Origin of the sequence: Mycolicibacterium phocaicum (assembly GCF_010731115.1) — a bacterium.
Taxonomy (GTDB): Bacteria; Actinomycetota; Actinomycetes; order Mycobacteriales; family Mycobacteriaceae; genus Mycobacterium; species Mycobacterium phocaicum.
On sequence record NZ_AP022616.1, the window covers coordinates 2,535,876 to 2,548,776 of the forward strand.

The 12,901-nt window shown below is 67.4% G+C and carries 14 protein-coding genes and 1 pseudogene; 6 read left to right on the forward strand and 9 right to left on the reverse strand.

Going from position 1 to position 12,901, the window contains the following annotated elements; genetic code table 11:
- Positions 1-912: an acyl-ACP desaturase gene (locus G6N46_RS12115; protein ID WP_138249613.1), complete on the reverse strand. Its 912-nt coding sequence runs from the start codon at positions 910-912 to the stop codon at positions 1-3.
- Between the two features lie 254 nt (positions 913-1,166).
- Between G6N46_RS12115 and G6N46_RS12120 the strand changes: the two genes are divergently transcribed.
- The 3 genes from G6N46_RS12120 to G6N46_RS12125 are packed head-to-tail and all read left to right on the forward strand — an operon-like array spanning position 1,167 to position 2,503.
- Entirely contained in the window at positions 1,167-2,087 is a 921-nt protein-coding gene (locus tag G6N46_RS12120; RefSeq protein ID WP_235688637.1) for a DUF222 domain-containing protein, read from the forward strand.
- Positions 2,088-2,091: 4 nt separating this feature from the next.
- Positions 2,092-2,301, forward strand: a complete 210-nt coding sequence (locus G6N46_RS28665) for a hypothetical protein (RefSeq protein ID WP_235688638.1) — start codon at positions 2,092-2,094, stop codon at positions 2,299-2,301.
- A complete protein-coding gene (locus tag G6N46_RS12125) occupies positions 2,273-2,503 on the forward strand; it encodes a hypothetical protein (RefSeq protein WP_138249615.1) in 231 nt (76 codons plus the stop codon). The genes G6N46_RS28665 and G6N46_RS12125 overlap by 29 nt, the downstream gene beginning before the upstream one ends.
- Here G6N46_RS12125 and G6N46_RS28265 read toward each other — a convergent pair.
- Both G6N46_RS28265 and G6N46_RS12135 read right to left on the reverse strand, forming a co-directional pair.
- Positions 2,500-2,772, reverse strand: coding sequence for a 2Fe-2S iron-sulfur cluster-binding protein (locus G6N46_RS28265; RefSeq protein ID WP_197746724.1), 273 nt, complete (start codon positions 2,770-2,772; stop codon positions 2,500-2,502). The two genes, G6N46_RS12125 and G6N46_RS28265, sit on opposite strands and share 4 nt — an antisense overlap.
- A pseudogene (locus tag G6N46_RS12135) lies at positions 2,772-4,131 on the reverse strand (oxygenase MpaB family protein). Before G6N46_RS12135 ends, G6N46_RS28265 begins: the two are co-directional and overlap by 1 nt.
- 112 nt (positions 4,132-4,243) lie before the next feature.
- On the opposite strand from G6N46_RS12135, the gene G6N46_RS12140 reads away from it, so the two are divergent.
- Complete coding sequence (locus G6N46_RS12140) at positions 4,244-4,795, forward strand: TetR/AcrR family transcriptional regulator (RefSeq protein ID WP_064857794.1); 552 nt, start codon at positions 4,244-4,246, stop codon at positions 4,793-4,795.
- A 69-nt stretch (positions 4,796-4,864) separates the two neighbouring features.
- On the opposite strand, the gene G6N46_RS12145 is transcribed toward G6N46_RS12140, so the two are convergent.
- Positions 4,865-6,556 (reverse strand): aldehyde dehydrogenase family protein, encoded by a 1,692-nt coding sequence (locus tag G6N46_RS12145; protein ID WP_138249617.1) that lies wholly within the window; start codon positions 6,554-6,556, stop codon positions 4,865-4,867.
- A gap of 41 nt (positions 6,557-6,597) precedes the next feature.
- On the reverse strand, positions 6,598-7,683 hold the full coding sequence (locus tag G6N46_RS12150; protein WP_138249618.1) for an oxygenase MpaB family protein: 1,086 nt from the start codon (positions 7,681-7,683) through the stop codon (positions 6,598-6,600).
- A gap of 143 nt (positions 7,684-7,826) precedes the next feature.
- On the opposite strand from G6N46_RS12150, the gene G6N46_RS12155 reads away from it, so the two are divergent.
- Positions 7,827-8,525 carry a TetR/AcrR family transcriptional regulator gene (locus tag G6N46_RS12155; protein WP_135355544.1) on the forward strand — a complete coding sequence of 233 codons (699 nt, stop codon included), beginning with the start codon at positions 7,827-7,829 and terminating at the stop codon, positions 8,523-8,525.
- A gap of 13 nt (positions 8,526-8,538) precedes the next feature.
- On the opposite strand, the gene tatB is transcribed toward G6N46_RS12155, so the two are convergent.
- The 4 genes from tatB to sigE form a co-directional block, all read right to left on the reverse strand.
- Positions 8,539-8,967, reverse strand: coding sequence for a Sec-independent protein translocase protein TatB (gene tatB, locus G6N46_RS12160; RefSeq protein ID WP_138249619.1), 429 nt, complete (start codon positions 8,965-8,967; stop codon positions 8,539-8,541).
- Positions 8,967-10,460 (reverse strand): serine protease HtrA, encoded by a 1,494-nt coding sequence (gene htrA, locus G6N46_RS12165; protein ID WP_135355546.1) that lies wholly within the window; start codon positions 10,458-10,460, stop codon positions 8,967-8,969. Before htrA ends, tatB begins: the two co-directional genes overlap by 1 nt.
- An 84-nt stretch (positions 10,461-10,544) precedes the next feature.
- A complete protein-coding gene (gene rseA / locus G6N46_RS12170; RefSeq protein ID WP_061007153.1) occupies positions 10,545-10,952 on the reverse strand; it encodes an anti-sigma E factor RseA in 408 nt (135 codons plus the stop codon).
- Positions 10,953-11,042: 90 nt separating this feature from the next.
- Positions 11,043-11,876: an RNA polymerase sigma factor SigE gene (gene sigE / locus G6N46_RS12175; RefSeq protein WP_138249620.1), complete on the reverse strand. Its 834-nt coding sequence runs from the start codon at positions 11,874-11,876 to the stop codon at positions 11,043-11,045.
- 237 nt (positions 11,877-12,113) lie between these two features.
- Here sigE and G6N46_RS12180 point away from each other — a divergent pair, with 237 nt between their 5' ends.
- Positions 12,114-12,872: an O-methyltransferase gene (locus tag G6N46_RS12180; protein WP_234880689.1), complete on the forward strand. Its 759-nt coding sequence runs from the start codon at positions 12,114-12,116 to the stop codon at positions 12,870-12,872.
- Positions 12,873-12,901 lie beyond the last annotated feature (29 nt).

Sequence of the window (12,901 nt, forward strand, 5' to 3'; positions counted from 1 at the left end):
TCATCCACCCACCGCGGCCAGCTTGCGCTTCTCCTCGTAGAACCGCGCCCGCTCGTCGAGCATCGCGAGGAACCCGACCAGTTCCTCACGCGCCTTCTCACCACGCGGCCCGAAGTCATTGCGCTCGAAGATGTTCCAGAAGCGCAGCACCGGCACCAGCACATCGTCGTGGTGGATGCGCAGATCGTAGATACCGGCCTTGGCGATGGTGAGCGCATTCTTCGCGAAGTCGGCCATACCCAGGCCCGGCATCGCGAAGTTGACGACTTCATCGCGGATGGCAACCATCGCGTCGTCCGGCGCGATGTCCAGGGCGGCATTCATCAGGTTGCGGTAGAAGACCATGTGCAGGTTCTCGTCAGCCGCGATGCGCGCCAGCAGCTGGTCGGCCAGCGGGCAACCCGAGGCCCGGCCGGTGTTGCGGTGCGAGACGCGCGTGGCCAGTTCCTGGAACGACACATAGGCCAGCACCGACAGCGCGCTGCGCTCTCCGGCGTCGTAGCCGGCGACGGTGTGCTCCATGCGAAGCCGTTCCAGGGCAACGGGATCGACGCCGCGAGTGACCACCAGGTAGTCCCGCAGCGCGATGCTGTGGCGACCTTCCTCGGCCGTCCACTGCCCGATCCAGGTGCCCCAGGCGCCGTCCCGGGAGAAGCGGGTGGCGATCTCGCGGTGATATGACGGCAGGTTGTCCTCGGTCAGCAGGTTGACGGTCAGGGCCGTCTTGGCGACCGGGTCCAGCGGCGAGTCCTCCGGCCGCCAGTCCTCGCCACCGAGGAACGCGAAGTCCCGCCCGCGGCTCCACGGCACGTAGTCGTGCGGGAACCATTCCTTCGCCATCTTGAGGTGCCGGTCGAGGTTCTGCGCGACGACGGGCTCCAGCTCGTACAGCACAGCTGCCTGGGTATCCATGGGTCAATCCCTTCATCGGTGGTCGGCGTCAGATCGTGAGCCTCACAAACCTACGGTACCGTAACCTACGGTACCGTAGGTTAGCGCTGGGTAGCCGGATCGTGACGAACCTGGACCGCGCGAGCCCGCCGCGGGAGCATGGCAGGCGACTCTTTCCGAAAAACTTTGGTCACTTTGTTTGCGCTGGTCACATTGGGTAACTAGGGCCACATTCGCCGCAGCTTCTTGTCGGTGCTTCGAACTATTGTTCGAATATGGACATCGCCGGCAGCGCTCTCATCGAGGAGGCGTACGCCGACCTCGACGCTGACGCCGCCCGGGTCGCGGAGCTCGATTACAGCGGGTTGAGTGTGCCGGAGTTGTTGGCGTTGCAGTCCCGGCGTGAACGTCTGAAGTGCGCTGCCGAGGCGGTCGATCACCGCATCCTGGCCGCTCTGGTCGCACAAACCGGCCCGAAAGACATCGGCGCGAAAAACTGGCCCGACGTCCTGCGGATCCGCCTGCACATCTCCGGCAAGGAAGCCCGCCGCCGGGTCCGGGACATGGAACACCTCGGCACGCGGGTCGGGTTGACCGGTGAGCCGTTGCCGCCCCGACGGCAGGAGGCGGCGCGGGCGCAAGCCGCGGGAGCGATCAACCCCGAACACGTCGAAGTCATCGGCAATTTCATGGCGAACCTGCCGGGCTGGGTCGATCCGGTGACTACCACTCAGAGTGAGCAGACGCTGGTGGCCCGGGCGCGACACCAGACCCCCGAGGAACTGCGGGCCGCGGCCAACAAACTGCTCTACGAACTCGACCAGGACGGCCCCGAACCCGACGACACCGAACGCGACCGCACACGGGGCATCACCCACGGTCGGCAACGATCCGATGGCACCAGCGAGGTGTCCGGCACGATGACCCCCGAAGCTCGGGCGTATTGGGATGCGATCTACGACAAGTACGCCGCGCCGGGGATGTGCAACCCGGCTGATGAGACGCCCTGCTACTCGGGGACACCGACCGCCGAGCAGATCGCCAATGACACCCGCACAGCCCATGCGCAGATGTGGGTGGCGCATGGGGGACGGGGTGGTGCACCTGCACTGTCACCATGCACGCACCCGGCCAAGCTCGCGCAGCCAGGCCCATCACATCACCAACTGGCGCGAGGACGGCCTGACCAATGTTGACACCATGACCCTGGCCTGCGGCTGTGATAACCGGCTGGTCGACACCGGCGGCTGGAGCACCACCATGGGCCCCGACGGCCGCACCCACTGGACCCCACCACCCCTACTCGATGTCGGCCAACCCCGAACCAACCAATACCACCACCCCACGCTCTACCCACCCGAGCGCGGAGACGCCGACGACGATGGCGAAACCGACAGTCCCGCAAGGTGATACGGCGCCAACGGCGCCGGAACGCCACGTCGACCAACCGCGGCGGCGGTACCGCGCGCGCCGCTACAAATCACCCGTTGACGAGGTGGTGAAGCTGCCCGCGCAAGCTGCCGGCGCGGGCGACGAATACGACGCTCTCCGGCCCGCGGCGCCGACCAAACCCGCCCAGAGCTCCGAGCTGGAGACCGAGGCGGCAGGCTAGAGATCGAGCACGATGTCCGCCCCGCCCACGGCCCGGGAGACGCACGGCATCATGAACCGACCCGCGGCCCGCTCCTCGTCGCTGAGAAAGCTGTCGCGATGGTCGATGTCGCCGGACAGGACCCGCGTCTGGCATGTGCCGCACAAACCGTTGTGGCACATGGAGTCCACTCGGACTCCGGCGGCGAGCAGTGCCTCCAAGACCGATTCGTCCTGCGCCACATGGATGGTTCTGCCCGTGCGACACAGGACGACGTCGAACGCCTCCACTAGCTCGCGGCAGCCTGGTGCGGCACCGGGCAACCCCCGCTCGCGGTCTCGTTGTGGTGGTCGTAGGGAGTACCGTGAATTCCCTTGCGGGCCGCCACGAATCGGGCGACTGCCAGCATCGAGCCCCACAGCGCAAGGTCGCTTTCGCGGGCGGCGGCTCGCGCCGTTGCGCCGGGGACACGGTCGAGCAGCCGCCGCAATCCCACATTGACGTTGACCAGTACCTTCGAAACTCCCATCCAGGGCCTGAGGTTGACGCCCGCCAGGCTCGTGCCACGCACCATCGCGTGGGCGAGATCGTCACCGCCGTAGTAGGCCAGCAGCCCGAGCAGTGGTGTAGCCAAGGCGCGCTTGATCGTTCCGGCCGCGCTCTGCCCGTCGATGGCGGCGCCGACCATGGTGTCCGTCCACTCCGACGGGCCACCGGCATACGCCACTGTGAAGTCCATGGCTTCGATGGCTTCGGCGGTATTCCTCGGGATGAGTTCCTCCGCCACCCCGAAGACGTGGGCGATGTAGGCCCAATACATCAGCGCCGCATCGAGATCCGCGCTGCTGCAGGGTGCGGCCGTGCGCATGATCGACAAGCAGAGGCTGCAGGCCGAAACTGATCGCCGCGTTCATCATCATCGCATTGGAGATCGGGTTGCCGTGATGGGCGAACTGTTCGTCACCCCAGGTCTGTCGCAACCCGGCACGCACCTGCGAGTGCATGAGCCGCACCCGCACGGTGTCCTTGAACGGTTCGGCCCAGCGTTCCAGCGCACCGGGGTAGGTCATATTCCGAAACCAGGCCAGAGTCTCCAGGTTGCGGCGGTAGAAATCGCTGACGAATCGACCCGTCTGCCCGGTGGCATAGGCGACTTCGTCGCCGACGAAGGTGCCGAAGGTGTCACCAGCGAACATGCCGACCTTGCCGGCCAGCGACGCGTCGATCCATAACCGCCGGCCGGCTTCCCACTGCTGCGGGTCGTACCAGGCCGGTGGGTTGTCCAGCTGGTTGAACAACGCGACCAACTCCGCGGGCGCGTTCGGCACCGCGTCGATACCGTGGTCGAGCGCCCGGTCCAGCATGGCGCGACCGTCGGCCATGCCCATCGCGCGGAACCGCGCGACGACGGCGTCCATCAGCTCGTCGCCCTGCCACAGGTGATCGACGAACAGATCGGTCCACGCCGTGGAACGGGGCACCTCACGGAATTCCATCCACGGCGTGAACAGCTGCCGGCGGGTGTAGGTCCACATCGGTTCGAAACGCAGGCGCGGCGGTGCGGGCCGCAGCGCCGCGCCGGGCCGCCAGTAGTAGTCATACGGATGCGAACCCGCCTTCACCGCGGCACTTTCTTTGCCAGAAGCCATGTTCAGAGCCTGACACGAGCTTTTACTCGCATACAATTCGCGTTGTGAGTGCCTCATGAGCAGCCCAATCGCGCATCCGCGGCGCAGTCCGCGACAAGAACGCTCGCGTTTGATGGTCTCCCGCATCCTCGATGCCGGCCGCACAGTGCTCATCCAGCACGGCTACGACGGCACCACCACCAACCTCATCGCCAAAGAGGCCGACATCAGTCCCGGATCGCTCTATCAGTACTTTCCGAATAAAGACGTCATCATCGCGGCCATCGTCGACGACTACACCGACGAGATCGCCCGCACCGTCACCACGCACCTGGTGGAACACGTCGGCAAGCCCGCGAAACTGGACACGATGCGCCAGACGCTCGCCGTGCTGCTCGACGCGATGAGTGAGCAACCCGAACTGTTACGGGCCATGATCGAGCACACCCCGCGGCTCGGACTGGGCAACAAGATCGTCGACTTCGAGCAGCGCGTCGGCGAACTCGCGCTCGCACACCTGCAGCTGCGGGACCAACGCCCCGAACATCCCAACACGGTCGTCTGGATCGCCGTCCGCGCGGTCGAACACCTGACCATCCGCTACGTGCTCGACCAGCCGCCCATCGACCACGACGAGTTCCTCGATGAACTCACGGCTCTCTTCGGCAGCTACGTCAGCCTCTGAGATCCGAAAAGCCGGCCTGCGGCTGACCACAGACCGGCTTTTCGGATCAACGACCCCCGGGGAAACCCATCAGCCCCGCAGCGCCGAGACGAAGATCGCGGGCAGCTTGGCCCAGCTCGGCTTGCCCGTGAACGCCGTGAGGAGCCGTCCGGTCGAGGCAGCCGTGCGGTTGTTGACGAACCACGGCGGCTTCGGCGAGATCGACAGCTCTCCCCCGATCAGCGAGCGCGGCGACGGGCGGAACGGCCCGCGGACCACGGTTCGCTCGGGCTTCTCGAGCAGGAAACCGTTGTGCACCACACCGATTCCGCTCTGCACGTCGCTCAGCGTGTGGCCGGGGAACGCGCCCCAGGTGGCGTGCGGCGTCAGGTAGCCGACGCCGGTCCAGGCGTTGACCGCCACGGTGCCGTAGTGCAACGACTCGATCATGGCGTCGAACGCCTTGCCCAGCGCCTTGATGGTGGCCGGCGCCGCGACGATGTTGACGCCCAGGGTGCCGACGAAGTCCTCGTTGGCCAGGCGGGTGGCCGCGCGGACGAACTCGACACCGTCACTGTCGAGATCGACGACGCCGTACACCGGCGCGAAGTACTCGGTATTGAGCAGCGCGGTGCGGTCCTCGGGATCCACCACCAGCACGCGGTCGCCGAGGCGCTGCGCCTTCGGGTACGTCGCCTCGGCGCTGGCGACGCGGGAGTCGGAACCCGGGTAGTAGGCGGCGCGATTGGGCGCGGCGGCGAGGGCCTTGGTCAGCGCCGCCACGAACTCATCGCGCTGCGCCCACTTCGAGGACAGCACCACGACCTGCGACGCCACGCAGTTGTAGCCGTTGTTGTGCAGCCGCTGCGTGGCAATGTGGTTGGCCTGGAACACAATATCGGCCTTGCTCCACTTGCCGGGCACCACGATGGTCGGCGACACCCCGCCGAGCTCGCTGGTGATGTCCTTGTGCAGGATCGGCTCGCCCGCGGCCTTGCGCCGGGCCCCCTCTTCGCCGACGCCGAACACGATGGCGTCGTGCGTCAGCGCACTGCCGGTCATGTGCACGTGGTCCACCGCGTCGTGCTGCACCAGGTAGGTGCCGACATCCGCGCCACCGGTGAGGATCCGCACCGCGCCGAGCGCGATGAACGGCGCCAGCACCTTCGTCAGCACCGGCAGCAGCGGATCGGTGACCGGGTTGAGCTTGAGCGCCACCACCCGGTTGCCCGCGATCAGCTCGTAGATGGTGTCCAGCGGCGCGATCGAGGTGATGTTGCCGGCGCCGAGCACGGCGCCGATCCCGTTGGTCTTGCCCGGATCCCGCTGCGCAAGGCCGGCGGTCCGGATGGCTTCGTCGCGGCTGACGCCCGGCTGCAGCCACACCTGTGCGCTGAATCCCGACAGCAACAACTTGTCGAATACGTTGAGCGGCAACACGTTAACCGTCGTGCGGCCCGCCGCGGTGCCGAACGTCGCACCGTCCAGCGGGCTCTTGCCGGCCTCCAGCTTGGCCAGGCTCGCCGACAACGCCGCGGCCCCGGCGGCCAGCGGGTACGGGCCGGAAATCCATTCCTCACCGACCAGCGGCGACTCCGGATTGAGTTGTTTGATCCGGATCGCGGCCTCGACCCACTCGGCGCCGTGCTGCACCGCCAGCTGCTGCACGTCGTCGAGAATCTGCCGTCGGCGCGCCAGAGGGGTTGCCGCCCAAGCTTTCTCGCCCTCGGCGAGCTCATCCAGCGCCTGGTCCACCAGGGCCGTGTACGCAATGTCCGTCATGTACTGAATTCTCCCGGTGGTGCGGTCGGTATGGGCCGGAATCAGCCGGCGTGCGCTTCGAATTCCAGCAGCGCGTCGCTGTGGTTGTGCTCGTACGGCTTGGGGCCCTTGCCGAGTGCCCGCTTGGCGACGAGCGCCTGGTACTGCTCGAACGGCGTGGTCCGGCCCCATTTCTTCCGAGCCTCGGCCGGGGTGTACGTGACGGGATTCTGAGCCGGGATCTTCATCAGCGTCGGGCCGACGATCGGCGTGGTGTGCGGGGTGGTGAAGTCCAGGATCGCCAGTTCCAGGCGCGGGACGCTCGCCACCGCGCGCAGGAGCGGCCGCGCGATGAGCTTGGCAGCGACGTCATCGGAGTAGTTCTGCGGGATACCGCCGAGGGTGCGCATCCACTTCGGCATGGTCGCGATGATGGCCCGGCGCATCGGCCAGTTGAACACGCGGCGCATCCAGCTCGGCACCCGCTCGGGCAGGATGTGATAACCCAGGTCGACGAGGTAGTTCATCATGTTCTGGGCGACCTCGGAGCCGGCCATCTGCGGCCGGTACTGCTCGAAGTACTGCTGGATGCCCTCCCGCGTGCGCGGCACGTCGTCGGGGTTGATGGTCTGGAATTCCGCGGCCCGCGCGCACTCTTCCCAGTACTGCAGTTCTTCGGCCTCGGTCAGCTTGCCGGGGCCGAACATCTCGTAGGTGTAGAGGATCGAGTGCCACGCGGTCAGGTGGATCCACAGCTGCGAGTACGGGTCGTTGGCGTCGAACGGCTTGCCGGTGATCGGCTCGGTGCCGATGGCCTTCCCGTGGATCTTGACCAGGATCTCCGAAGCGTCCAGCACGGCCTCGGCGTCACCGAAGGCCACCAGCGCGAAGTACTGCATGGTGCGGTCGTAGCGCAGCCGCGTGCGGGCGTACACCTGACCACTGGCGTCCACAGCGGCGGCGAGGTACGGGTCGAGGTGCTCGATGGTCACGGCGCGGGCGAAGCCCAGCAGCAGCGACGTCGGGTAACTCCACACCCGCCAGGTGACGGAGTCGGGTCCGAAGAAGCCGTAGTCGACCGCGGGCGTCAGCTCTGTGTCCGTGACCGGTAGCCCGGCGACGCGGCGAAAAGTGGCGACAGCATCCATCGTCGTTCCCCTTTGAACATGAAGGCGCCACCCACTGGCGCGGTTCGCTAAATGGTACGCCACGTACCACTAGATAGCCAGACTCCCACTGATTGGCTGCATCAGGTAACTCCCGACCAGGTACATGAGGTAAACAAGCAGCCATGGCGAGTGCCACCACCGGTCGCTGGGCCGGCCAACGCGAGCGCAGGCGCGCTGAGTTCATCGACGCTGCCCTCGTCGTGATCGAGCAACACGGGCCCCAGACGTCGACCGAACAGATCGCCGCCCACGTGGGCGTCAGCCGCACCAAGCTGTACCGGCACTTCGTCGACGCCGCCGACCTGCAACGCGAGGTCGCGCACCGGACCGCCCAGATGATCACCGCCGAACTCGCGCCGGTGTGGCAGCCCGAGGGCAGCATGGCGCAGATCGTCAAGGCCGGCGTGAGCGCGCACGTCCACTTCCTGACCCAGCACCCCAATTTGTACCGCTACCTGCAGCGCTGCTCGATCGACGAGGGCTTCAACGCCTTCGCCGACATCAAGATCACCATCGCCAACCTGCTGACCGCGGTGCTCAAGGTGTACGTGGCGGCCTTCGACGTCCAGGCCGACGCCGAGCGGTTGTCGTACAGCATCGTCGGCCTCGTCGAGACCGCCGCGGGGCACTGGCTCGAACAGCCGCTGCGCGACACGCAGGACGCGCTGGTTGCCGATCTGACCCGCTGGATCTGGCTGATGCTCGACGACTCACTGCGCGCGGGCGGCGTCTACCTCGCGGCGGACGAAATCCTGCCGCCGGCCGCGGAGATCGCCGCGAATTCGGACCGCTACCGGGATCCGGCGCGCTTGCCGGCCTGAATCTCCGGCGGCGTCAGGTCGCGTCGGGGTCGAACTGCGTCGTCCCCGACTGCGGCTGCGGGGCGGCGCGGGCGGCGCCCGGGGTCGGCGGAATGCCGTTGACCTCAGGTGTGGTCAACGGCTTCGCCTGGTCCGGCGGCGCGGGGGTGTCGAAGGCGCCGGTGAGGAACGAGTCATCACCGTCGAGCAGATGCTTGGTCAGCGCCGCGCGCGGTGTCATGCCGCGCAGTTTCTGCAGCTCACTGAGAGGCTGACGCAGGTCTTCGAACTCCGGCCCGAGGTCCTGACGCAGCTGACTGGTCGCGCCGCTGAGATACTCCCGCACCTGCTTCAGGCTGCCGGCCGTCCACCGGATGGCACCGGGCAACCGCTCCGGGCCCAGGATGACGAGGCCCGCGATGACCAGCACGAGCATCTCGCCCCATCCGATGTTGCCGAACATCAGCTGGCCGGGGTGTCTGCGTTGGGCACGACGGTGAGCGTGACGTGCCGGCCATCACGGATCACCTCGATGGGTGCCGGCTGCCCGATCTGGAGCTGCCGCACCGCGACCACGAACTCGTCGGCATCGGCGACCTTGCGGTTACCCACCTTCACCACGACGTCGTTCTCGACGATGCCGCCCTTCTCCGCCGGGCTGCCGGCGACGACGTTCACCACCTGGGCGCCCGAGGCGACCTTGTCGCTGGCCGACTTGGCGTTGAGGCCGAGCGTCGGGTGGAAGATCTTGCCGTCCTTGATCAGGATCTCGACGGTGGCCTTGACCTCGTTCACGGGGATGGCGAAGCCCAGACCACTTGCGCTGTCGGACAACGACTTTCCGGCCGTGTTGATGCCGATGACCTCGGAGTTCATGTTGATCAGCGGGCCACCGGAGTTGCCGTGGTTGATCGAGGCGTCGGTCTGGATGCCGTCGATGACGGTGTCGGTGTCCGACCCTTCGCCGGACAGCGGCACCGGGCGATGCAGCGCGCTGATGATGCCGTGCGTGACGGTGCTGCGCAGGCCCAGCGGGGCGCCGGCCGCGATGACCTCGTCACCGACCTTGACCTTCTCGGCATCACCGAACTTCGCGACGGTCAGGTTGTCGACGTTGTCGACCTTCAGCACCGCGAGGTCGGTCTTGGGGTCCCGGCCGACGAGGTTGGCCGGCACCTGCTTGCCGTCGTTGAACACCACCGAGATGTGGTACTGGCTGGGGTTCTTGGCCGCGTCGGAGATGACGTGGTTGTTGGTGACGACGTAGCCGCGGCCGTCGACGACGACGCCGGAGCCCTGCGATCCGTCGGTATCGCCCATCGCCTCGATGGTGACCACCGAATCAGCCACGGCGGCAGCGACTTTCGCGAACCGGCCCTCGGGCAGGTCGCCGCCGTCACTGGTCTTCAAGGTGACCTTGGACGTGGTGAAGGCCTCGACCACCTCGGCGGTCTTGCGTCCGACGACGCCGCCGAGGATGCCGATGACCAACGACAGCAGGGCGAGCACCGCGAGAGCCGTCATCGAGACCTTGCGGCCGAACAGCACGTCGCGCACGCCGAGCTTGCCGACGGGAGCGGCGACCACCACCGGAGGCGGCGGGGGCAGCGCGGGGGTGCCGAGCGACGGCGCGGCCGACGGATCACGCCACGGGTCGGCGACGGCGTCGTCGTCGTCCTTGCCCTCGGCCTCCAGCGCGCCGGCATCGGCGGGATGGCGCTGCAGCGAATCGACGCCGCCACCGGGCCGGCCGAAGGCTTCGGCGAGCACGGGATCGGGCGCCTGGTTGGTGGGGGTGTACTCCCCCTGGTTACGAATCTGGTCCTCGGCGAGGAAAGAACCGGCGAAGCCCTCGGGCCGGCCGAACGCGCGCTGCGACGCCGGGTCCACCGGGGTGCGCGTCACCGGACGCGGAGCCAGACGGGGGCGATCGCCGGACATGTCCTGATTCGTCACCGGTGTTGCACTCCCCATCTACTGGCTCTGTCTGCCCGACCCGCCTGAACGGGCGTGGCGGTCACTCAAAATTCAGGCTCAACCCTACCGGCGACGACGACGTTCCCGCGGCGGCCGATCGGCAAAGTCCCGGTCTTCGATCCCGGACGCCTGAATATCCGCGAACTGCGTCGATGTGTCATTCGGGATGTTCGCCAAGGCGCCCAGCAAGGACGTGGGCGCGATGATCGGGCAGGAATCGCGCAATGCGCTCCGGGCCTGACCCTGCGCGTCCACCTCGGCGGCGCAATCCGGGCACTGGGACAGGTGATGGGCCGCACGCAGGTGCGCACCCATCTGCAGCTCACCGTCGACGAATGCGGCGATGGCCTCGATGGCCAGGTGCTCCGTGGACCCGAAGCGGCGTGGACCGACGGGGCCGTCGGTCTGCGAGGCGAACTGCGCGGGCAGCCAGGAGAACGCACGACGGAACAACTGTCCCCGGTCGACCATCACCGAGCTCCTCTCCGCGCCACGCCTTCGTCCGTGTTGCCGTTACTACTGAATGTAGCGCGACAACCTGGGACGGATACGTCACAACGCTCAGGCGGACTTGGCGGAGATGGCCGCGGCCGCCTCGGAGTAGTCACCCGGATGGCTGGCGAGGTACTCGCGCAGGGCCTGCCGGCCACGGTGGATGCGGCTGCGCACGGTGCCGAGCTTGACGTCCAGCGTCGCGCCGATCTCCTCGTACGACAGGCCTTCGATGTCACACAGCACCACAGCGGCACGGAACTCCGGGGGCAGCGAGTCGAGTGCGGCCTGCAGGTCCGGCCCGAGCCGCGAATCGTGGTACAGCTCCTCGGGGTTCGGGTCGTCGGCAGGCACCCGGTCGTAGTCCTCCGGCAGCGCCTCCATGCGGATACGGGTGCGGCGACGGACCATGTCCAGGAACAGGTTGGTGGTGATGCGGTGCAACCAGCCTTCGAACGTGCCGGGCTGGTAGTTCTGCACCGAGCGGAACACCCGGATGAACGTCTCCTGGGTGAGGTCTTCGGCGTCCTGCGGGTTACCCGACAAGCGGTAGGCCAGCCGGTACACGCGGTCGGCATGCTGACGGACCAACTCGTCCCATGACGGCATGGTGGCCACGTCGCCGGTGGCATCGAAGACGGCGGTGCCGGTCAATTCGTCGCTGACTTCAGCCCAATCCAGCTCGGCTTCGGCGACCGGGACATGGGACATGTGGGTCGGGGCAAGCTTGGTGGGGGCCGGCATGGCGGTCGTGGCAATCTCCAGTTCCGTAGGTTCCGCGTCGTTCACACATGACGCATCAGCAGAAACCGGTGCCTGGAGTCCGATATTCCCGATCCCGCGGATGTCCGGCGACTGCCGGAGTCCGGAATCGGCTTGCAGATCGTTCACACTCGCGTGCATGGCGATTACGGTTCCCCACCCTGGTGAGGTTGATGTATGAGCAAACTGAACTTTTCCTGAGAAACCCCGCGCCAGCTCCATGACCTGCGAATACCCGTTATATGTTCGCCAAAACTTAACCTTGCGCCCCGGGCGTGGCGCGCCGTCGCTCAGGATCGTTCCGCAGCCGGCCGAGACCACCGCCCTATTGCGCGTGTACTGACCGGCGGCGTGCTGGGCGTTCGTTACGCTGCGCACATGTCCAGCACCGATGACCCGACGGTTTCGGCCGGCAGCAACCAGCCTGATCCGGCGCAACCGGCTCCAGCGGCACCCGCCCAGGCGCCGGCCCAGCCCGTCGCTGCCGCACCGGCCGGTGCACCCAAGCCGAGCACGGCCGAGGCCATCGTCAAGCACGCCGAGCGATCCATCACCGAGGAGCCGATCACCGCGGCGACCCGCGAGCGTGCGGAGGAGAGCGGAGCCAACCCCGTCACCCCGGCGGTGGGCGCGCTGCTCAGCGTGCTGGCGAAGATCGCGTCGGCCAAGGCCGTCGTCGAGGTCGGCACGGGCGCCGGCGTCAGCGGGTTGTGGCTGCTGTCCGGTATGCGCGAGGACGGCGTGCTGACCACCATCGATGTCGAACCCGAGCATCAGCGGCTGGCCAAGCAGGCGTTCGTCGCCGCGGGCGTCGGACCGTCCCGGACCCGACTGATCGTGGGCCGCGCGCAGGAAGTCCTGACCCGGCTGGCCGACGAGTCCTACGACCTGGTCTTCATTGACGGCGAGCCCGCCGACCAGCCGCAATTCGTCGCCGAGGGCGTCCGCCTGCTGCGATCGGGCGGCGTGATCGTCGTGCACCGCGCCGCGCTCGGCGGCCGTGCCGGCGACGCGTCGGCCAACGACCGCGACGTGACGGCAGTACGCGAGGCCACCCGCGCCATCGCCGAAGACGAGCGACTGACCCCGGTCCTGGTACCGCTGGGCGACGGGCTGCTGGCCGCGGTCCGCGACTAGGACTGCCTGGTGCGCCAGGCGCAGGGTTT

Coding starts and splice junctions, on each gene's coding strand:
- G6N46_RS12115 (WP_138249613.1), bottom strand. CDS start 912: ATGGATACCCAGGCAGCTGTGCTGTACGAGCTGGAGCCCGTCGTCGCG.
- G6N46_RS12120 (WP_235688637.1), top strand. CDS start 1,167: ATGGACATCGCCGGCAGCGCTCTCATCGAGGAGGCGTACGCCGACCTC.
- G6N46_RS28665 (WP_235688638.1), top strand. CDS start 2,092: ATGACCCTGGCCTGCGGCTGTGATAACCGGCTGGTCGACACCGGCGGC.
- G6N46_RS12125 (WP_138249615.1), top strand. CDS start 2,273: ATGGCGAAACCGACAGTCCCGCAAGGTGATACGGCGCCAACGGCGCCG.
- G6N46_RS12140 (WP_064857794.1), top strand. CDS start 4,244: ATGGTCTCCCGCATCCTCGATGCCGGCCGCACAGTGCTCATCCAGCAC.
- G6N46_RS12145 (WP_138249617.1), bottom strand. CDS start 6,556: ATGACGGACATTGCGTACACGGCCCTGGTGGACCAGGCGCTGGATGAG.
- G6N46_RS12150 (WP_138249618.1), bottom strand. CDS start 7,683: ATGGATGCTGTCGCCACTTTTCGCCGCGTCGCCGGGCTACCGGTCACG.
- G6N46_RS12155 (WP_135355544.1), top strand. CDS start 7,827: ATGGCGAGTGCCACCACCGGTCGCTGGGCCGGCCAACGCGAGCGCAGG.
- tatB (WP_138249619.1), bottom strand. CDS start 8,967: ATGTTCGGCAACATCGGATGGGGCGAGATGCTCGTGCTGGTCATCGCG.
- rseA (WP_061007153.1), bottom strand. CDS start 10,952: ATGGTCGACCGGGGACAGTTGTTCCGTCGTGCGTTCTCCTGGCTGCCC.
- sigE (WP_138249620.1), bottom strand. CDS start 11,876: ATGCACGCGAGTGTGAACGATCTGCAAGCCGATTCCGGACTCCGGCAG.
- G6N46_RS12180 (WP_234880689.1), top strand. CDS start 12,114: ATGTCCAGCACCGATGACCCGACGGTTTCGGCCGGCAGCAACCAGCCT.